Source organism: Gleimia hominis (assembly GCF_002871945.2).
In the GTDB taxonomy this organism is placed as follows: Bacteria; Actinomycetota; Actinomycetes; order Actinomycetales; family Actinomycetaceae; genus Gleimia; species Gleimia hominis_A.
In genome coordinates, this window is record NZ_CP126963.1 from 128,117 (window position 1) to 147,679 (window position 19,563).

Below are 19,563 nucleotides of genomic sequence, written 5' to 3' on the forward strand. Positions count from 1 at the left end.
GGACGCCGGATTGTTTCAGACAGTATGATCGGAGGCATGGACGACGTTAGAACGCTGGCAGTGGATTGTGGTGGTGGGGGGATTAAGGCCTCCGTGTTGGACCGTTCGGGAACCATGGTGGCACCAGCGGTGCGGACAGCTACCCCGTATCCGTTGCCTCCCACGCTTCTGGTGTCCACGATCGAGGACCTGGCCGGGCAATTGCCCGACTTTGACCGAGTTACAGTTGGCATGCCAGGGATGATCCGGCACGGCGTGGTGATCGCCACTCCACATTATGTGACGCGCGACGGTCCGCGGTCGCGGGTGCTCCCGGAACTGGTGGAGCAGTGGGAGCGGTTTGATATGCGTAGTGCGCTCAAAGCCGCGTTAAGCAGCCCTGCCCTGGTTTTGAACGATGCGGAGGTCGCGGGCGCGGGTGTTATCACCGGAACTGGCTTAGAGATGATTGTGACGCTTGGAACCGGGTTGGGTAACGCAGTGTTCGATGGTGGACGGTTAGCGCCGCATACAGAAATCTCGCAGGGCCCTGTGCGGTGGGGACTGACCTATGACGACTACGTGGGTGAGCACGAGCGACTCAGATTGGGTGACGCGCACTGGTCGCGGCGGATCCGCCGTATCGTCGCAGCGTTGCGGTCGATGTACATGTGGGATCGGTTGTATTTGGGTGGAGGTAACTCGGTGCGGATCACGCCCACTCACCGGCAGCGGCTGGGGGACGAAGTGGTGATTGTGCCAAACGATGCGGGGATCCGCGGGGGAGTGCGCGCTTGGGATCTCTAGATTCAGCGAGGACAGTAAGCGAACCGGAACCTGGTTCAAAACGTTCCTTTGAGGATGAAGAACTAGTGCGTATCCGCTTGGATTTGGCGTATGCGGGCGGGGGGTTTCACGGTTGGGCAAAGCAACCGGGGTTACGGACCGTTCAGGGTGAGGTTGAGGCTGCGCTGCAAACCGTGGTGCGCGCCCCAGTGGAACTAACGGTCGCGGGCCGCACTGACGCGGGAGTTCACGCGGCTCACCAGGTGGCTCACTGCGATGTCCCGGCTTCGGCGTGGGCGAAGTTGTTGCCTGTCACCGATTCACCTGAGGCTCTTGCGAAGCTGCGTAGGCGTTTTAACTCCCTGCTTGCACGCGGCACTGAAACCCCGGGCGCAGATGTGGTGATACACCGCGTGCAGCGGGTAGGCGCAGATTTTGACGCCCGGTTTTGTGCCCTCACGCGCCACTACCAGTACACGCTGTGCGACCGCGACGAAGCACTGAACCCAACCACCGCGCACATCGTGTGGTGGACAGGGGCGCAAGGCCTCAGGCTAGACAAAATGAATGAAGCAGCGGGCTTGTGGGTAGGGGAGCATGACTTTTTGTCGTTTTGTAAACCCAGAGTGGGGGCAACTACGATTCGGACTTTGAAAACCCTTGCGGTTGAGCGTAATGCGGCTGGTGAGGTGGAAGTGCAGGTGAGTGCGGACGCGTTTTGCCACTCGATGGTGCGGTCACTAGTAGGGGCGCTAGTTGAGATTGGGCGGGGCCGCCGCGACACAACTTGGGCGCGGACACTGGTGCGGGAACCAGCGCGGACTCATGGGGTGCCGATTGCGCCGGCGCACGGGCTTACTCTTGTGGGGGTGGACTATCCGCCGCCGGCGCTGTGGGCTGAGCAGCAGAGGAAAACCCGGCGTGTCCGCACAAGTCCATGTGGGTGCTAGCTCGGGTTACGCGTAACGGTTACTGATCGTTCCGCGTTGGGGCAACGGTTTTCCGTGCAGGTACGTTAGTTTTGAAATTGGATTATTTGGCGCCTACACGTGGGTCTGGTTGTGCTTGAGGAATGGACCACAAATGGGCATAAGCTTTGACGAGTAGCCGCCCGCGCGGTTAAGCTGTTAGATGTTGTGCGTCCTAGGGAGCACCAGACCGATATTTTCCCACTCGTCGGATGGTCGGCTCGGACGCAGACGTGAGCAAGATCTTATACGTGCGGTGCACGAACCTCTGGAAATCCAGGTGGGATTCGTTGCGCCCCTGATTTGGAAGAAGAAGGCCACGCCCGTGCGCACTTATAGTCCTAAGCCTGGGGACCACGAGAAACAGTGGTATGTCATTGACGCCACTGACGTCGTCCTCGGTCGCCTAGCAACAAGCGTTGCTACGTTACTTCGTGGGAAGCATAAGCCAATTTTCGCCCCGCATGCTGATCAGGGCGATTTTGTGATTGTCATTAACGCAGACAAGGTTGCGTTGACTGGTAACAAACTCGATCAGAAGTTCGCTTACCGCCACTCCGGGTTCCCGGGTGGGTTAAAGTCCATGTCTTACCGTGAACTGCTAGACAAGTTCCCAGAACGCGCCATTGAAAAGGCCGTTCGCGGCATGCTTCCACACAACAGCCTCGGCCGCGCGCAGATGCGCAAGCTCAAGGTTTATCGCGGCTCCGAGCACCCACATGATGCTCAGAAGCCGATTCCCTACGAGATCACCAAGGTAGCCCAGCAGGCGTAACCCGCTGGACGGTACCGGTAGAAACTGAGGATAACTGTGGCTGACACCACGCAAACTGACGTGCTCGAAGAGGAGAATGTCCCGAGCACTTACACATCTGAAACCGAGTCCGCACCCGAGGGTGCTGGACAGTCAATCACCGCTCCTGGTCACGGACTGGGTCGTCGTAAACGCGCGGTTGCGCGCGTGCGACTGGTTCCGGGCACGGGGCAGTGGAAGATTAACGGCCATTCGCTAGACGAGTACTTCCCGAACAAGCTGCACCAACAGCTGGTGCGGTCGCCGTTCGCACTGTTGGATATTGAAGGGCGTTTTGACGTCATTTCGATTATCCGCGGTGGGGGTACGTCTGGGCAGGCGGGTGCGTTGCGTCTTGGCATCGCTCGCGCGCTGAACGAGATTGATCGGGATGCGAACCGGCCGGCTTTGAAGAAGGCTGGGTTCTTGACGCGTGACGCCCGTTCGGTGGAACGCAAGAAGGCTGGTTTGAAGAAGGCACGTAAGGCCCCGCAGTTCTCGAAGCGTTAATCTTTGCTTCTTTAAAGGTCCCTGCGCTCTTTTGTTAGAGCGCAGGGATTTTTGTATGCCCGCAGGTTCGCGCGTGTTTGTGGGGTAGTTGGTGCATTATGATGGAGTGGTTAATGGTCGTTGAAAGGATCGATAATGCCTAGATTGTTTGGTACCGACGGTGTGCGCGGGTTAGCGAATCGTGACATTACCCCGGAGCTGGCTTTGCGGTTAGGTGAGGCTGCAGCCCGGTATGTGATGAAGGACCGCGCTGCGGATGCGGCCAAACCGAAGGCAATTATTGGGCGCGATACCCGTATTTCTGGCGAGTTTTTGGATCATGCGTTGGCAGCGGGTTTGGCTGCTGCGGGTATGGATGTGGAACGGATTGGGGTTGTGACTACCCCTACGGTTGCGTATATGACGGCAACGGAGGATGTGGCTCTTGGCGTCATGATTTCTGCTTCGCACAATCCGATGCCGGATAATGGGATTAAGTTTTTTGCGCATGGCGGTTTCAAGTTGGAAGACGCGGTTGAGGATGAGATTGAGGCTCTGTTGGAGTCGCAGTGGGATCGGCCAACCGGCGCGTTAGTAGGGCAGATTGAGCCGGGTGCGCAGCACGCGGAACACGTGTACGTGGATCATTTGGTGCGTGCTTGTGGAACGAACCTTTCGGGTTTGAAGATTGTTATGGATTGTGCGAATGGGGCGGCATCTAGTTTGGGGCCGGAAGCTTTGCGTAAGGCGGGCGCTGAGGTTGTGGTGATTAACGCTAGCCCGGATGGTTTGAATATTAACGACGAGTGCGGGTCGACGCACCCGCAGATGCTGCAAAGCAAGGTGGTGGAGGAGTCCGCTGACTTCGGGGTTGCATACGATGGGGATGCGGACCGGTGCCTAGCTGTTGACCATGAGGGCCAGTTGGTTGATGGCGATAAGATCATGGGGGCTTTGGCAGTGGACCTCAAGAAGCGTGGGGAATTGAGTAAGGACACGCTGGTGGTGACTGTCATGTCTAACCTGGGGTTGCTGTTGGCGATGGAAAAAGAGGGGATTAAAACGGTTCAGACTGCCGTGGGCGACCGGTATGTGCTTGAATGCATGCGTGCTAATGGGTATGCGTTGGGCGGTGAGCAGTCTGGCCACGTGATCTCTGCTGAGCATGCAACTACGGGGGACGGCGTGCTCACGTCCCTGCTGGTAGCGCGGATGGTGAGGGAGTCTGGGGAGTCGCTGGCGGCTCTTACGGGTTTTGTGCAGCGTTTGCCGCAGACGTTGGTGAATGTGCCGGGCGTGGACAAGGTGCGTGCTTCTACGGATGAGGGGCTGGCTGAAGCGGTGGCGCAGGCGGAAGATCAGTTGGGTGAGACGGGGCGTGTTGTGTTGCGTTCGTCGGGTACGGAACCGTTGGTGCGAGTTATGGTGGAGGCCGCGACGCAGGCGGAGGCGGATGAGCACGCGAATCGTCTGGCCGCAGTGGTGAAGGAGCGGTTAGCCCTGTAGAGGCGCGCAAAATCGGGGTGCGTGGCTTGTGCTCTGCGGCTGAAGTGCCGCCCAATGGTCGCTTTGTGTTCGTGCAGAGTACCTAGGGCAATAAGTAGCGGGACTTTAGTCCCTTTTAGTAGTGTGGTCTAGGACGCAAATGTTGCACTACGTGGTTTGGAGACTTGATGCGCCTGAGGAACCGGGTTGCGGCCGTGTGGATAGCACTCTCGATTTCATTGCTGGGCCTGCTGCCCACAGCTACTAATGCGGCAGCAGACGATACGGAACGCCGTGGTTTCGATCCAGATAGGTGTTCTGAGTTCGTCAGCCGGGCCCCGATTCTTTCCGCTCCTGAAAACTGGAAACTTGGAAAATCCAATCCGGAGGAATGGCGACTAGAGGCGGAAAAGGAAGAAGAAGCGTCCAGACAACGGGAACCTACGCGAAAAGACGTTCCCGTAGTGTTTGCTCACGGTTGGCTGAGTAGTTCTACGCATAATAAAGACCGTACGGGGGCGTTTTCAAAAGCAGTTGATATGGGATCAGATGGCGCACCAAAATTAATCTCTATGGGCGTTAGGGCGAGGAAAGTATCGCTGATTGACTGGGTTCAAGATCACACTGGAACTGTAAGCTACACGTTTGACTATTCGAAGGTGAATGGGCGGTGGGTAACGGATAAGGACATTGGTTCGAAACTTGCTCGCGGCCTGGAGTGTTTAGCAGAAACGTACTTGCGTCCGACAGTGGTGGTCGCGCACTCGATGGGTGGTCTAGCGGTCCGCGAAGCGGCGTCACGGTTGGACAGACCAGTTAACCGTGTTCTCTCGCATGTATTAACTATAGGAACACCAAATGAGGGATCACGTGTGGCACGACATGTTGGTAGTGCAATAGGACTTACAAAAAAAGGTATTTCGAACGCTGTTACAAATCTTTTGTTTGATAAAACACTAGGTACCAATGCTGATTTGTACGATCAAACAGGTAAGGGTTTAACCGGTGTACCATTTGTGGATGCGTTCGAAGGAGAAGCTGGTAAAGCCCTTCGGGCTGGTTCACCAGAGTTGAAACGGCTTCCAAAAATGCCTAAAGAAGTGGATGTGCATGTGGTAGCTGGAGACATGAGAATCGGCGGTTTAGCGTTGTTCAATCACAAATTGGAAGGTCCTATTTCCGTCGGTGACGGTATTGTCTCTAAGAGTTCTGCGTTGAGTGGAACGCCAGAGAAGAACCAACACGTAGTTAAATGTAGTGGCTTAAAACTCGTTGTAAAGGCGGAATCTAGGAAGGGAAGAATACATCTAAATCTAGATGTGGATTTTGGTGATCGAAGAGGGACTGCATCGCCGAACAAATTGCCTTGTTTTCACACTAACCTCACTCGGGAAACGGGTGCTGCGTTGAAACTAAATGACGTCTTAGACAAAGCGGTGCTCTATGCAGACCTCGACTAGCAAACGTAAGCTCCTGCTTGTCATCTTGGGTGTCGTGGTGGTGGTGCTAGCAGTTCTATTAGGCTGGGCTATCCTCCATCAGAGAACTACGTTGGCAGAAGCTGCTTCTGGTGGTGCGCAATCGCAGGCGGATAACGCCGACCCCACGAAACGTGAGATTCACCGGAGTAAACGCGAGGTTCAAAGTACGGTAGCGAAGCTGGAAAACATTGTGGAGGAACCCGAAGCAATCGTGGATCCAGAAGTAGCAAAATCCTATGGCGTTGAAGTTAACCAGATACTCCCAGAGGGCACCAAAGTAGAGGTAGACCAGGAAAGCTGGACAGACGTCGACGAAACCACGGCGATGGTGCCCACAACTGTCAAACTCCCCGATGGGGAAGAAGCACAGTACGCCGCCGTCGTTAGTAAAACTACGCGCGGCTGGCAACTCGTAACCACCCTGCCAATAGAAGAAGCCAGCCCCGAACCTTAAATGCGGCGCAACCGAAGCTGTGACACGCGGTGGTCCGCACCTTTAGTGATAATCAGATCGGCCCGTCCCCGCGTGGGAAGAATGTTTTCTTCCAAGTTCGGTAAGTTAACACTCTTCCAAATATGCCGAGCCCGCTCTATCGCTTCCGTATCCGACAACTGCGCATAGTTCTTAAAGTACGAATCCGGTTCCGTAAAAGCGGTTGAACGCAACTTTAAAAACCGTTCCACGTACCACGCTTCGATATGAGCGGGGTGCGCATCCACATAGATCGTGAAATCGAAATAGTCTGAAACAGCAACCACCCCGGTGCGTCCCTGCGCAGTACGGGCCGACTGCAACACGTTCAAACCCTCAACAATTAAAATATCTGGCCGTGTAGTAACCTGCTTTTCACCCGGAATAATGTCATAAACCGTGTGGTCATAAACCGGGGACTCCACCTGAGGATAACCTGCCTTCACCGCAGCAACGAACTCAAGTAACTCCGCGCGATCGTAAGACTCCGGGAAGCCCTTGCGGTTCATAATGCCACGGCGCTTAAGCTCCCGATTTGGTAGCAAAAACCCGTCAGTAGTAACCAACTGTACGCGGGGGATAGTGGGAAGACGCCGCATCAACTCCACCAGCAGGCGGGCAGTGGTGGACTTCCCCACAGCCACAGACCCCGCAATCCCAATCACAAAAGGTGGGCGCGGACGGTTCGGCTCATGCAAAAAATGACGCCGATCAAACGCCAACCGCTGCTGCGAATCAAAATACATCTGCAGCAAAGCCGAAAGCGGCCGGTAAATCGCATCCACTTCCCGCAAATCCATGGGGTCAGCAATACCCGCAAGGCGCCCCACTTCCGCTTCCGTGAGCGGCAGGGGAGTTTCTTTCGCGAGCGCGCTCCAAGCCTCACGCGTAAAAGTCTCGTAAGGGGACAAGCCGAGTTCTTTCATAATGTGCACACATAAATGGTGCCCCAAAATGGAACAGAATGCGCAATTAGTCGCAATACAACGTGTAGTTACCCCCAATTCCCAGTTTCGTTACATCCCGCGGGCTCATGTGTGGCACCATAAAAAGCATGTGTGGAATTGTTGGATATGTCTGTGAACATGATTCTTCTCGCGCCCGCGACGTCGTTATGGGTGGGCTCGCCCGCCTGGAGTACCGCGGGTACGATTCCGCGGGGATCGCGGTTGGTTCCCGTAACCAGATGACGGTCGTAAAAGCGGTAGGCAAGCTTGCGAACCTGCAAGCCGAGCTGGATAAGCTTGAGGACCTGGCTGGGCGCAGTGCGATTGGGCACACGCGGTGGGCAACTCATGGGCGTCCGTCTAACGAGAATGCGCATCCGCACGTCGCCCTGGGGGGTGCGTTGGCGCTTGTGCATAACGGGATCATTGAGAATGCGGACGCGTTGCGTGGCCAGTTGAAGGCCGATGGGATCACGTTCGTGTCGAACACGGACACGGAAGTTGCAGCGCACCTGCTGGGGCAGTTGTTCCTAGAGGAATACGGTAAGGGCGACTTGGTTGGGAACAAATTGTCGCTTGAGGGCGTGCCAGCTGACGCGCGGGTGGCAGCGGCTGCTTTGACGCGGGCGATGGAGCGGCTCACCCCGATGCTGCACGGCACGTTCACACTGCTGGCAGTCCATGAGGATGCGCCTAGTGTGGTGGTGGCGGCGCGCCGTTCGTCCCCACTGGTGGTGGGCCTGGGTGAGGGAGAGAACTATTTGGGTTCGGACGTGCTCGCCTTCGCGGAGCACACGCACCGGGCGTTAGAGATTGGGCAGGACGAAGTGGTGGTGGTGACCCCAACTGCGGTTACCGTCCTGGATGCCGAGGGGGATCAGGTGGAACCCAAGGCCTTCGACGTGGAAGTGTCGACTGACAACGTGGATAAGGCTGGTTGGCCCACGTTCATGGAGAAGGAGATTCACGAGCAGCCGCTGGCAATTGCGAATACGCTTAAAGACCGAGTGGATGCGGAGGGTCGGTTAGCGTTAGATGAGTTGCGGATCCCTTCTGAGGTGTTGCGCACTGCCGACAAGATGATCATCGTGGCCTGCGGAACCGCAGCTTACGCAGGGCAGGTGGCTCGCTATGCGATTGAGCATTGGTGCCGCATTCCCGTTGAAGTGGAGTTGGCACACGAGTTCCGCTACCGCGACCCGGTGGTGAATGAGAAGACCCTGGTGGTTGCTATCTCCCAGTCTGGGGAGACGATGGATACGATCATGGCTATCCGCCACGCTCGGGAGCAGGGGGCGCGGGTGATTGCGATTGTGAATACGCCCGGGTCCACGATTCCACGTGAGTCGGACGCGGTGATCCTCACGCACGCGGGCCGGGAGATTGCGGTGGCGTCTACGAAAGCGTTCACCGCGCAAATTGCCGCGACCTACATTTTAGGTTTGTACCTAGCGCAGGTGCGGGGCAATAAGTACGTGGATGAAATCCAGGATTACCTAGAGAAACTGGCGCGCGTGCCCGCTAAAGCGCAGGTGGTGTTGGATCACGCAGAGGATATGCGTCAGATCGCGCGGCAGATGAAAGATGAGCAGTCCGTCATTTTCCTCGGCCGTCACGTGGGGTACCCGGTGGCGATGGAAGGAGCGTTAAAGCTCAAAGAGATCGCGTATATTCACGCGGAAGGTTTCGCAGCTGGGGAATTGAAACACGGTCCGATTGCCCTAATTGAAGAGGGACACCCGGTGATCATTATTGTGCCCACCCCACGCCGGCCGGAGCTGCACCGCAAGGTGGTGTCGAATATTCAGGAGGTACGAGCCCGGGGAGCGCGCGCGATTGTGATTGCGGAGGAGGGGGACACCTCGGTGGATGAGTATGCCTCGTTTGTTTTTCGCGTGCCTGCTGTGCCCACGTTGTACGCGCCTCTCCTGTCGGTGATTCCGCTGCAGATTCTCGCGTCCGAACTAGCCGGTGCGAAGGGACTCGATGTGGATCAGCCCCGGAACCTGGCGAAGTCGGTGACGGTGGAATAGTCCGATGCACACGCCCCACCCACACCAACCCGACTTTGCGGGCGTTCACAGGAAGATGGATTCTGCGAGTGCTCACCGGCGGGTGGAAGCCGCGGCTGATGCGAACGCCACGGTTGGAGCGAACTCCGCGGGTGAAGTAAACGCCGCGGTTGGAGCGAACTCCGCGAGCGAATCACCGGGGTCTAGCTGCGCGAGCCGTGCGCAAGCCCCTAGCCGCGTGGGTTGTGCGCAGGTTCCTAATCGAACGAGCTGCGCGCAGGCCTTTAGCCGACCGGACTTTGCTCGGGCTTACCGTATCCCTGATGCGCGCGACCACAAGTACACGCGTGGGGTAGTGGGGCTCGTGGTTGGGTCAGATAAGTACCCGGGAGCTGCTGTGATGGCTACTGCTGGGGCGTTGCGCACCGGGGTGGGGATGGTGCGTTACCAGGGGCCGGAACTACCCGCCCGCCTAGTGCTGAACCACTTCCCATCTGCCGTGGTTGGGGACGGACACGTGCAAGCCCACGTTGTGGGCAGTGGGATTGACGACGATGAGTTCGACACTCGGGTGCGCCCCCTCCTGAACGAAACTGGTGAGGTATTGGTAGTGGACGCGTCTGCGCTACCGGGGTATACGAAATTTGTTGCGCAAGAAGGTGGCCGCGACCAGCGTGCTGACGTGCCCACGGTACTGACTCCGAATGTGACGGAAGCAGTCCGGATGATGTCGGAGTTGTCTCAGCAAGATACCTCGTGGAATCAAGTTCATGAGGCACTTGCGGACTGTGCGGCAAAGCTCGCGGATCTAACGGGGGCAACTGTGGCGGTGAAAGGTGCGGATACGGCGGTGTGCAGTCCGGGGCAAACTCCGCTTGTGGTTACGGGTGCGTGCGCGTGGGTGGGCACGGCTGGCAGTGGGGATGTGCTCGCCGGGGCGATTGGGGCGCGCGTGGCTGCGTGGCAGGCGGATCGTGAGAATGGTCGCGCGGTTGAGTCTTTTGATCGGGCGGTGGCCAGCGGTGTTTGGATTGTGGCTGCAGCTGGACGTGCGGCGGCAGAAGTGGAACGCTTTGCATGGGGCCACCCCGTAGAACCGATGGAAGTGGCAGATGCGATACCACGCGCGATTGCGCAGCAGTTAGAGGAGTGAGCATGCAAGCGGATGACAACGCGATTGCTTGGGCAACGGTGGATCTAGATGCGTTGAAAGCAAATGCTCGCAGGCTTGAAGAACTCTCGAGCCCAAACGGGCCGGTGCACATGGCGGTGGTAAAAGCGGATGCGTATGGACACGGCCTAGTGCCAGCTGCTACCGCATTGGCGGAAGCGGGGCGCAGTGTGTTTGGAATCGCGCAGATCCCAGAGGCCATTCACCTGGCGGAAGCCTTGCGCGAAACCAATGTGGATGCGCGGATATTCTCTTGGCTGGTGCCCCCGGTGGGTGGTCAGCAGCTGATTGAGCGGGCGTTGGAGCTAGGGATTGAACTGTCAGTTTCCACACCGCAACAAGTGCTGGCGATCGCGGCAACTAACCGGCATGCACGGGTCCACTTAAAGGTTGATACCGGGATGGGTCGCGCCGGTTTACTTCCAGATGAGATTCAGGGGGTACTTGCTGCGTTGCAGCGGTGCGCCGGCCGCGTGCAACTAGTGGGGTTGTGGAGCCACCTGGCTAAAGCCGACGCAGATACTCCTGAGGGACGGGCGTTCACCGCGCGTCAACTCGACTATTTGCAGCAAACCCACGATAGGGTGCGGCAGGTTGATGCGGAAGTGCGGCAAGCTCAGAGTGGTGCGCGGCAGCCGCAGTCGCCGTTAGCGTTGCACCTAGCGGCTACTGCCGGGCAGCTTTGGCACCCTGACACTCGTTTAGACATGGTTCGTGACGGAATTGGTCTGTATGGGCTTAGCCCAAACCCTCAGGTGCAAACGGAACAAGAACTGGGCTTGCACCCGGCTATGACGTTGAATGCGCGACTGATGCAAGTAAAGAAGATTCCACGCGGCTGGAGTGTGTCTTACGGGGGAACGTGGCGGGCCGATGAGGACACGTGGGTTGGCCTGGTACCGATCGGGTATGCGGACGGGATTGCACGGACGGCGTCGAACCGGGCGCGGGTGCGGGTGTATTCTCAAACGGGTGCGTGGGATGCGCCGGTGGTGGGGCGGATCTGCATGGATCAGTTCGTGATCAAACTTGGTGAAGGCAAGCGGCCGCCAGCTGCGGTGGGGGACCGCGTGGTTATTTACGGGGATCCTACGTGCACACAAACGCGCGGCTGTCCCACTGCTAGTGAGTGGGCAGGTTGGGCAGATACGATTTCGTACGAGTTGTTGACGCGTGTTGGCGCGCGCGTTCCGAAGTGTTACGTGGGTGGTAGTGATTCTGCGGCAAACGAGCCTGCGAACGGTTGTGATTCTGCGGCAAACGAGCCTGCGGGTGGTAAAGAAAGATAGGCGATGAAGTACAGTTTCGAGGTTAATGACCCAGATCAGACCCGCGCTATAGGTGCTGCGTTGGCGCCGATTGTGCGGGCGGGGGATTTGATTATGCTCACCGGTGAGCTGGGGAGTGGGAAAACCACTTTGACGCAAGGGCTTGGCGAGGCCATGGGGGTGAGTGGCAGGGTTTCGTCCCCCACGTTCATAATCACCCGTATCCATCCAAATGATCACGGGCCAGATCTGGTGCATGCAGACGCGTACCGGATTACGGACCTGGAGGATTTAGAAACTCTAGATTTGGACACGCAGCTGCAAGATCGCGTGGTTGTAGTTGAGTGGGGAGAGGGTAAGACTGAACCGCTTTCCACTTCCCGCCTTGAAATCGTGTTGCGTGGTCCGTTCCCTGCGGATGGTGCGATTTCGAATGATCTTGAGGGGCTAGATGATGGTCGGCGCCTAGTGGAAATATCACCGGTGGGGCCACGCTGGGACGGCGTGGATATTGAACATGCGGTGCAGCAGGCGCTGGTTCAGGTGCAGGAAGGTAAGAATGATTGATTTAGTGATCGACACGTCTGCGGGAACCTCCGTGGCTGTGGTGGATGGTAGCAAAGTGGTGCGTAAGCGGTCGGTAAGCAACCGCGAGCATGCAGAGAAGCTGTCTCCTCTGGTTCATGAGGCGTTGGAAGAAGCGGGGGTTGAAGCTGCGCAGATTCACCAGCAGGTGCAGCAGATAATTGTGGGAACCGGGCCCGCGCCTTTCACTGGGCTGCGTTCGGGATTGGTGACGGCTCGGGCAATGGGGTTTGCAGCGGAACTGCCTGTGCGGGGAGTTTGTTCACTGGATATTTACGCAAGAGAGTACTTGGACAGCATGAGTGCTGAACAAGATCTTGTGGTGGTAACTGATGCGCGCCGCAAGGAGGTGTACTGGGCGCACTACCGGGCAAATGGACCCGATGATGTGACTTGTCTGGATGGTCCGTCCGTAGATCTTCCACAAAGCGTTGCGAGCCGCTTCGCGGCAGAGAGAACGTTGTTCGCAGGGCCAGCTTGCGAGCTTTACCCGCAGGTGTTTGACGCACCGGTTGCTACGAGTGTGATTGATCCGGCGGTGGCGGCCCGGATTGTGCGGGCGCGTTTGAACGCTGGGGTGGACGAGTTCGGTACGGAGCCGCTGTATTTGCGCAGGCCTGACATTCATCCGGGATATGGACACAAAACTGCTTGAGGTGCAGATCGGGGTACTTACGGGTGCAGACGCGTTCGCGGTATTCCAATTAGAGCGCAGTGTATTCACTTCTGAAGCCTGGTCAGAAGCATTGGTGCTAGAGGAGTTAACGCGGCCCGACAGGTTATACGTGGGCGCCTATGATGAGGGGGAGCTGGTTGCGTACGGTGGTGTTCGGCTCGCGGAAGATACAGATTTGATGACTTTGGGAGTGAGCCGCGCTGCGCGGGGCCAAGGTTTGGGGCGAGCGGTGTTGGAAGAACTATTGCGCCGCGTCCAGTTGGTACGGTTCTTAGGCCCGCGCGTGTTCCATTTGCCGGAGCGAGTCCCGGTGCATGAACCAGGGGAGATTGAACATCTTGTACGCCGCGTGCAGCGTGTGCTATTGGAGGTTCGGGCAAGTAATAGTGTGGCGCAGCAGCTGTACGAATCAGTGGGATTCCGCCGAGTAGGAACTATCCGCGGTTACTATCATCAGCCTCGTGAGGACGCGTTAGTGATGGAGTGTCCGATCGTGCCAAACACGCGCGCAACCTACTAATATCCCCGACGCACGTGCTTTTCGCCTGTTGTCGTATAGTAATCGGCGGGCCTAACCAGTTACTGGTTAGGCCCGCAGTGAGTTAAGAGATCGTTTAGCTAATCATGGTATGAATGTTAGTTAGTTAACTTTGATTGCGTCGGAGTCGTCGATCCGGCCACTGCGCGGACGCATTCCTTCGTCTGTTGGATGCGTGCCTGCTACTAGGACGAGGAATGGGTGGCGGGTGGAGTCAGCGAACACGGTTTCGTTCATTTCTTCAAAGTTAGCGCCCGACATGGGGCACAGGTGCAGTCCCAGGGCTCGCAGCGTCAAAATTAGGTAGCCGGCTTGGACAATTGCATTGTCGTGAGCCATCTCTAGGTTGCCTGTCAGACTGTCTATAAGCTGGTTGCCTAACCCTAGCTCGGGGAGGTGGTTTTCGAACGCCTCATCGTAAGAGAGAACCATTAGGTACGGCGCTGCTTTCGCAGCGGGGCGGTTGCCGGGTGACATGGTTTTCGCCACGGCTTCGCGTCCCTTTTCAGAAGTAAATAAATCTATGCGAAGGGTAGAAATGTTGAACTCTGTGGGCGCCCACTTAATAAGGTTGTAGGCACGCCGGAGAAGCTCAACATCCGGTTCTTCCGGCTCGAATGTTCGCTGCGAATGCGCGTTAGTAAAAAGCTTGTTGAACTGGTCTTCAGTTAGTACAGAGTGTTCTAATTTTTTAGTCATAGCGTTTCCAATTCCACCATGACATAGCGGTGGGTACAAGGTCCTAGAAGTAAATTTCACCCACAGCACACAGTGTGAATGAAACCACATAGCGCATTTTCGAAACTTACGTTTGCGTAATTGGGGTTCAAGACCAGCGGGTATGTGCACTAGGTGAGTTAAAACGCGCGCCCTATATTACTTGGTAGGAACAGTGGTGAAACCGTGATAAAGGCGGGTTTTGGCGTCTAAGTGTCACCATAATTGGTGGGATGAAAAGAGGACTAGGACTGTTGGCAGCCCGGCGTTCCTAAAGCGCGGGTAGGCTCAAAGTATGACCAATACGACCATTGCTAAGAAGACACGCCCCTGGGGCACAAATGTGTTCGTAAAGCAGTTGATGGCTATCTCTGGCCTCTTCTTCGTCCTGTTCCTAATTGTGCATGCGTACGGCAACTTGAAGATGTTCGCCGGGCAGGAAGCTTACGACCACTACGCACACTGGTTGAAGAGTGATGCGTTCTACCCGTTATTACCGGAAGGTGGGTTGATCATCGTGTTCCGCGGCGCGATGATCCTATTTGCCTTACTGCACATCCTTTCGGCATTCCACGTTTGGTGGCGCTCCCGTAAGGCGCGCCCAACCAAGTACGAAATGAAACGCAACATCGCGGATTCGTACGCGGCCCGGACGATGCGGGTTACCGCCATCGTGATTCTGCTAGGAGTCATTTTCCACCTCCTGCACTTCACAACCGCCACGATCCCCGCTGGATACGGTGCGGGAGTGACATCGCCGTACATGCGGATGGTTGGTGCGTTTAGCCACTGGTGGGTACTGCTGATTTACATCGTTTTTGTCGGTGTAGTAGCGTTCCACATCGGTCACGGCATCTGGTCTGCGCTGCAAACCATGGGGTGGTTGCGCCGCAATACCCAGCACGCAACGATCGTTATTTCTGGGATCGTAGCCGCTATTGTCTTCATCATGTTTATGGCGCCACCGTTCGCCATTGCAGTGGGATTCATTACTGCCTGAGGAAAGTGAAATGACTGATCAACTAATCCACGGGCTCTACCGCGAGGGCGAAAAAGTCGCGGACACTAAAGCACCAACGAACGTGCCGATCTCCCAGGTGTGGGAGCAACGCAAGTTTGAAGCGAAACTCGTTAACCCAGCTAACCGGCGTAAGCTCCACATCATCGTGGTGGGTACCGGTTTGGCAGGCGGCGCTGCAGCTGCCTCATTGGGGGAAATGGGTTACCACGTTAAAACCTTCTTCTACCAAGATTCCCCCCGCCGCGCACACTCGATTGCTGCGCAGGGCGGGATTAACGCGGCTAAGAACTACCGCAACGATAACGACTCGGTGTTCCGCCTGTTCTACGACACGGTTAAAGGTGGGGATTACCGTTCACGCGAAACTAACGTTTACCGCCTGGCGGAAGTTTCCGCATCGATCATTGACCAGTGCGTGGCGCAGGGCGTGCCGTTCGCACGCGACTACGGGGGGATGCTCGATAACCGTTCCTTCGGTGGTGTGCAAGTATCCCGCACGTTCTATGCGCGTGGCCAGACAGGGCAGCAGCTGCTGATTGGTGCGTACCAGGCCTTGGAACGTCAGGTTAAGGCCGGCACGGTCGTGCAGTATCCGCGGCACGAAATGGTTGAGCTGATCGTTCACGACGGACGCGCCCGCGGCATCATTACCCGGAGCATGGAGACGGGTGAGCTGGAAGCTACAACGGCCGACATTGTTGTGCTCGCAACAGGTGGCTACGGGAACGTGTTCTTCTTGTCAACCAACGCAATGGGGTGCAACGCCACCGCGATTTGGCGGGCATACCGTAAGGGCGCGTATTTCGGTAACCCGTGTTACACGCAGATCCACCCGACGTGTATTCCACAGCATGGGGACCAGCAGTCGAAGCTGACCCTCATGTCGGAGTCGTTGCGTAACGACGGGCGGATTTGGGTTCCGAAACGTAAGGAAGACTGCAAGAAAGACCCGCGGGAGATCCCAGAGGAAGACCGCGATTACTACTTGGAGCGGATTTACCCCTCGTTCGGTAACCTTGTGCCGCGTGATATCGCGTCTCGTCAGGCAAAGAACATGTGCGACGAAGGACGCGGTGTGGGCCCGGAGATTGGTGGGGTTGCCCGCGGGGTTTACCTCGATTTCGCTGAAGCGATCGAACGCATGGGCCGCGATGGTGTGAGTGCGAAGTACGGGAACCTGTTCGACATGTACGAACGCATCACGGGTGAAGATCCGTATGAGGTTCCGATGCGCATTTACCCGGCGGTGCACTACACGATGGGTGGCTTGTGGGTTGACTACGACCTGGAATCGAACCTGCCGGGCTTGTACGTGGCTGGGGAAGCGAACTTCTCTGATCACGGTGCGAACCGGTTGGGTGCGTCCGCGTTGATGCAGGGCCTGTCCGATGGGTACTTTGTGCTGCCAAATACAGTTAATGACTATTTGGCGGATGCGTCGAAGCTAGCGAAGATTGATCAGGATACCCCGGAAGTGCAGGAAGCGTTGAAGTCCGCACAGGATCGGGTGGATCGCCTGATGGCTGTGAAGGGTTCGCGTTCCGTGGATTCGTTCCATAAGGAACTGGGGCACATCATGTGGGAGTACTGCGGTATGGAACGTACTGAGGAGGGCCTGAAGAAGGCGATCGGTATGATCCGTGATTTGCGTGAGGAGTTCTGGCGGGACGTGCGCGTGCCAGGGAAGACGATTGGGGAGATGAACCAGTCGTTGGAGCGTGCAGGCCGGTTGGCGGACTTTATGGAGCTGGGTGAGTTGATGTGTATTGACGCCCTGCACCGGGAGGAGTCCTGTGGCGGTCACTTCCGCGCGGAGTCGCAGACTGAAGAGGGTGAGGCTTTGCGTCACGACGACAAGTTCTTGTACGTGGCGGCGTGGGAGTTCGGTGGGGATGGTCAGCCCCCGATCCTGCATAAGGAAGACCTCGTGTACAACAACATCGAGTTGAAGCAACGGAGTTACAAGTGAACATTACACTCAAGATTTGGCGCCAAAATGGTCCTGAGGATCGGGGCGCGATGCACGAGTACGAGGTGCACGGTGTTTCCGAAGACTCCTCGTTCTTGGAGATGTTGGACATTCTCAATGAAGATTTGTTCCAGCGTGGGGAAGAACCGATCGCATTTGACTCGGATTGCCGTGAGGGCATCTGCGGCCAGTGCGGCGTGGTGATTAACGGTGTGGCGCACGGCCCGGAGGTTACGACCACGTGCCAGTTGCACATGCGTTCGTTTAAAGATGGGGACACGATCACGATTGAGCCGTGGCGTGCCAGCCCGTTCCCGGTAATTAAAGACTTGGTGGTTAACCGTTCGGCCTTGGATAGGATTATTCAGGCCGGTGGCTACATTAGTGTGAATACGGGGGCGGCGCCGGATGCGCATGCGACGGCGGTTCCGAAGGATAACGCGGATCGGGCGTTTGAAGCGGCTGCGTGCATCGGGTGTGGTGCTTGCGTGGCGGCGTGTCCGAATGCGTCTGCGATGTTGTTCACGTCTGCGAAGGTCACGCACTTGAACATGTTACCGCAGGGGCAGCCGGAGAACCTGGCGCGTGTCACCGCGATGCTTGGTCAGCATGATCGTGAGGGGTTTGGTGCCTGCACGAATATTGGTGAGTGCGCGGCTGTGTGCCCGAAGCAGATTCCTCTGGACGTGATTTCTACGTTGAACCGTCAGCTTGGTAAAGCAGTGCTGAAAGGTACTAAAGCTTAACCGGTAGGTGTTTCGACTGGCGCTAGGTTAACTAGCGTTGCGCAGTGGTTGTAAAACGCGGGTGGGGTGAGCATCTGGTTGCTCATCTCACCCGCGTTTGTTTCCTCACAGTGTTCTCTTAATCTTGGTTAGGCTGTTAGCCCTGCGTGGTCAAGTGCGGCTGCTAGCCCGTTGTCTTCAAGTGCGGGAGCGACCCAGTTAGCCACTTTTTTGACTTCGTCGATTCCGTTTCCCATGGCGATCCCAAGTCCGCTGGTTTCCAGCATGGGGATGTCGTTTGCGGAGTCACCAATCCCAATGGTGTCTGCCATGTTGATACCAAGGTGTTGTGCGAGCTTGCGCAGTCCTTCTCCCTTAGTGACGTGTTGTGCGGTTAGTTCTGTGGTGATCCCACCGACGGAAACGGAACCGGGGATCAGCAGGTAGTCACCACCAATCTGACTGGTGACCTGTTCGAATGTGAGTGGTGAATCCGTGGGGATTGTGAACGTGCATTTCGAAGAGTCTTTAGGCAGGTCCCAAGTTACGTACGGTTCGATTTGTGTCACGTATTCGGACCAGTCTCCGTTGAGTCCCTCAGCTTGTTTTCCTTCTTCAGTTGCCGCCTGGAATGCTTCGTAATAGCTGCGTGAGGGAACGATCCGGTCGTGTGATTGCCATACCCAGTGGGCGTGTGCTGCCTCAAGAACCTGGGTGATACGTTGGATTTCCGGGTGGGGGATTAGGTGGGTGTCCATAACCTCGTTGTCGTATTCCACGAACGCACCGTTCGCACCTATCAGACCTCGGAAACCAAGGTCCCAAAGTTTCGGATAAATCTCAGGGTGCGAACGGCCCGTGCACATAACCAGAATGTGTCCGTTAGCTACTGCCTGTTTAATAGCTTCTGCCGCACTGGCGGGCACGCGCTGATTGTGATCAATAATCGTTCCATCCACGTCAATGCAAACAAGTTTCATACCCCTAATTATCCCACATCGACTTCAAACTGAGTTGTGATCACTCTTGCGCCGTCAGAACGTAGTGCATGTAGTTTTACCGAAGATTCAAAAAGCATCCAGTTTTTTACGACTCTACTTCTTACAGCGGGTAGATTAGTGATGTAAAATACGAAACGTCATGTTAATCCAGTGATGAGGATAATAAGATGCGAGAAAAAGCCACGGTTTTTTTTAGCTTAGTAGCGTTGATGCTTTTCGGTTCAGTTTCTGCAGTCGCGGCAAGTCATTATGCTGCACTTGTTGGTTCTGAGGCTTACTCAAACGGTTCCGTGATTTACAGCGCTGATACAGCTTGTGACAACAAAGGGACTCGCGCTAACTACTCAACTGTTGGAGGTCACACAGGGGGCGTGAGCAACCACTCTGGCTGCAAGACAACAGTTTCTAAGAATGCAGGTAAGACAATAACTGCCGTCCAGGCATGTATTTCTCGTGGAATCGGCCCGATGGCCTGCACTA

General features: G+C 56.5%; 19 protein-coding genes. 16 read left to right on the top strand and 3 right to left on the bottom strand.

Annotated elements, in window-relative coordinates; all coding sequences use genetic code 11:
- The first annotated feature begins 36 nt into the window (after positions 1 to 36).
- The 7 genes from CJ187_RS00640 (at position 37) to CJ187_RS00670 (ending at position 6,435) form a co-directional block, all read left to right on the top strand.
- Positions 37 to 786 carry an ROK family protein gene (locus CJ187_RS00640; RefSeq protein WP_102216580.1) on the top strand — a complete coding sequence of 250 codons (750 nt, stop codon included), beginning with the start codon at positions 37 to 39 and terminating at the stop codon, positions 784 to 786.
- The gene (gene truA, locus CJ187_RS00645; RefSeq protein ID WP_233187318.1) at positions 774 to 1,715 is read left to right on the top strand and encodes a tRNA pseudouridine(38-40) synthase TruA; all 942 of its coding nucleotides are present in this window, start codon (positions 774 to 776) and stop codon (positions 1,713 to 1,715) included. Before CJ187_RS00640 ends, truA begins: the two co-directional genes overlap by 13 nt.
- Positions 1,716 to 2,058: 343 nt before the next feature.
- Positions 2,059 to 2,508, top strand: coding sequence for a 50S ribosomal protein L13 (rplM, locus tag CJ187_RS00650; RefSeq protein ID WP_102216579.1), 450 nt, complete (start codon positions 2,059 to 2,061; stop codon positions 2,506 to 2,508).
- A 36-nt stretch (positions 2,509 to 2,544) separates the two neighbouring features.
- A complete protein-coding gene (rpsI, locus tag CJ187_RS00655; protein ID WP_102216214.1) occupies positions 2,545 to 3,036 on the top strand; it encodes a 30S ribosomal protein S9 in 492 nt (163 codons plus the stop codon).
- A 135-nt stretch (positions 3,037 to 3,171) separates the two neighbouring features.
- Entirely contained in the window at positions 3,172 to 4,521 is a 1,350-nt protein-coding gene (gene glmM / locus CJ187_RS00660; RefSeq protein WP_102216213.1) for a phosphoglucosamine mutase, read from the top strand.
- 194 nt (positions 4,522 to 4,715) lie between these two features.
- Positions 4,716 to 5,960, top strand: a complete 1,245-nt coding sequence (locus tag CJ187_RS00665) for an esterase/lipase family protein (protein WP_146003067.1) — start codon at positions 4,716 to 4,718, stop codon at positions 5,958 to 5,960.
- Positions 5,944 to 6,435, top strand: a complete 492-nt coding sequence (locus tag CJ187_RS00670) for a hypothetical protein (RefSeq protein ID WP_146003066.1) — start codon at positions 5,944 to 5,946, stop codon at positions 6,433 to 6,435. Before CJ187_RS00665 ends, CJ187_RS00670 begins: the two co-directional genes overlap by 17 nt.
- Here CJ187_RS00670 and coaA read toward each other — a convergent pair.
- The gene (coaA, locus tag CJ187_RS00675) at positions 6,432 to 7,379 is read right to left on the bottom strand and encodes a type I pantothenate kinase (protein WP_102216210.1); all 948 of its coding nucleotides are present in this window, start codon (positions 7,377 to 7,379) and stop codon (positions 6,432 to 6,434) included. The two genes, CJ187_RS00670 and coaA, sit on opposite strands and share 4 nt — an antisense overlap.
- A 128-nt stretch (positions 7,380 to 7,507) precedes the next feature.
- Here coaA and glmS point away from each other — a divergent pair, with 128 nt between their 5' ends.
- From glmS to CJ187_RS00705, 6 genes are read left to right on the top strand one after another with little or no spacing between them, the layout of a single operon-like run.
- A complete protein-coding gene (glmS, locus tag CJ187_RS00680; RefSeq protein ID WP_102216209.1) occupies positions 7,508 to 9,433 on the top strand; it encodes a glutamine--fructose-6-phosphate transaminase (isomerizing) in 1,926 nt (641 codons plus the stop codon).
- Positions 9,434 to 9,488: 55 nt separating this feature from the next.
- Positions 9,489 to 10,565, top strand: coding sequence for an ADP-dependent NAD(P)H-hydrate dehydratase (locus tag CJ187_RS00685; protein ID WP_158237717.1), 1,077 nt, complete (start codon positions 9,489 to 9,491; stop codon positions 10,563 to 10,565).
- 2 nt (positions 10,566 to 10,567) lie between these two features.
- Positions 10,568 to 11,872, top strand: coding sequence for an alanine racemase (gene alr / locus CJ187_RS00690; protein ID WP_102216207.1), 1,305 nt, complete (start codon positions 10,568 to 10,570; stop codon positions 11,870 to 11,872).
- Positions 11,873 to 11,875: 3 nt separating this feature from the next.
- Positions 11,876 to 12,418, top strand: coding sequence for a tRNA (adenosine(37)-N6)-threonylcarbamoyltransferase complex ATPase subunit type 1 TsaE (gene tsaE, locus CJ187_RS00695; protein WP_102216206.1), 543 nt, complete (start codon positions 11,876 to 11,878; stop codon positions 12,416 to 12,418).
- Positions 12,411 to 13,091 (top strand): tRNA (adenosine(37)-N6)-threonylcarbamoyltransferase complex dimerization subunit type 1 TsaB, encoded by a 681-nt coding sequence (gene tsaB, locus CJ187_RS00700; RefSeq protein WP_102216205.1) that lies wholly within the window; start codon positions 12,411 to 12,413, stop codon positions 13,089 to 13,091. Before tsaE ends, tsaB begins: the two co-directional genes overlap by 8 nt.
- A complete protein-coding gene (locus CJ187_RS00705; RefSeq protein WP_102216204.1) occupies positions 13,072 to 13,632 on the top strand; it encodes a GNAT family N-acetyltransferase in 561 nt (186 codons plus the stop codon). The genes tsaB and CJ187_RS00705 overlap by 20 nt, the downstream gene beginning before the upstream one ends.
- Before the next feature lie 120 nt (positions 13,633 to 13,752).
- Here the strand turns inward: CJ187_RS00705 and CJ187_RS00710 are convergent, their stop codons facing one another.
- Entirely contained in the window at positions 13,753 to 14,349 is a 597-nt protein-coding gene (locus CJ187_RS00710; RefSeq protein ID WP_158237716.1) for a nitroreductase family protein, read from the bottom strand.
- Positions 14,350 to 14,662: 313 nt separating this feature from the next.
- On the opposite strand from CJ187_RS00710, the gene CJ187_RS00715 reads away from it, so the two are divergent.
- From CJ187_RS00715 to CJ187_RS00725, 3 genes are read left to right on the top strand one after another with little or no spacing between them, the layout of a single operon-like run.
- A complete protein-coding gene (locus CJ187_RS00715; RefSeq protein WP_102216202.1) occupies positions 14,663 to 15,367 on the top strand; it encodes a succinate dehydrogenase cytochrome b subunit in 705 nt (234 codons plus the stop codon).
- A gap of 10 nt (positions 15,368 to 15,377) precedes the next feature.
- A complete protein-coding gene (locus tag CJ187_RS00720; protein ID WP_102216201.1) occupies positions 15,378 to 17,357 on the top strand; it encodes a fumarate reductase/succinate dehydrogenase flavoprotein subunit in 1,980 nt (659 codons plus the stop codon).
- Positions 17,354 to 18,103 carry a succinate dehydrogenase/fumarate reductase iron-sulfur subunit gene (locus CJ187_RS00725; RefSeq protein ID WP_102216200.1) on the top strand — a complete coding sequence of 250 codons (750 nt, stop codon included), beginning with the start codon at positions 17,354 to 17,356 and terminating at the stop codon, positions 18,101 to 18,103. Before CJ187_RS00720 ends, CJ187_RS00725 begins: the two co-directional genes overlap by 4 nt.
- A gap of 128 nt (positions 18,104 to 18,231) precedes the next feature.
- Here CJ187_RS00725 and CJ187_RS00730 read toward each other — a convergent pair whose 3' ends face one another.
- The gene (locus tag CJ187_RS00730) at positions 18,232 to 19,062 is read right to left on the bottom strand and encodes an HAD family hydrolase (protein ID WP_102216199.1); all 831 of its coding nucleotides are present in this window, start codon (positions 19,060 to 19,062) and stop codon (positions 18,232 to 18,234) included.
- Positions 19,063 to 19,563 lie beyond the last annotated feature (501 nt).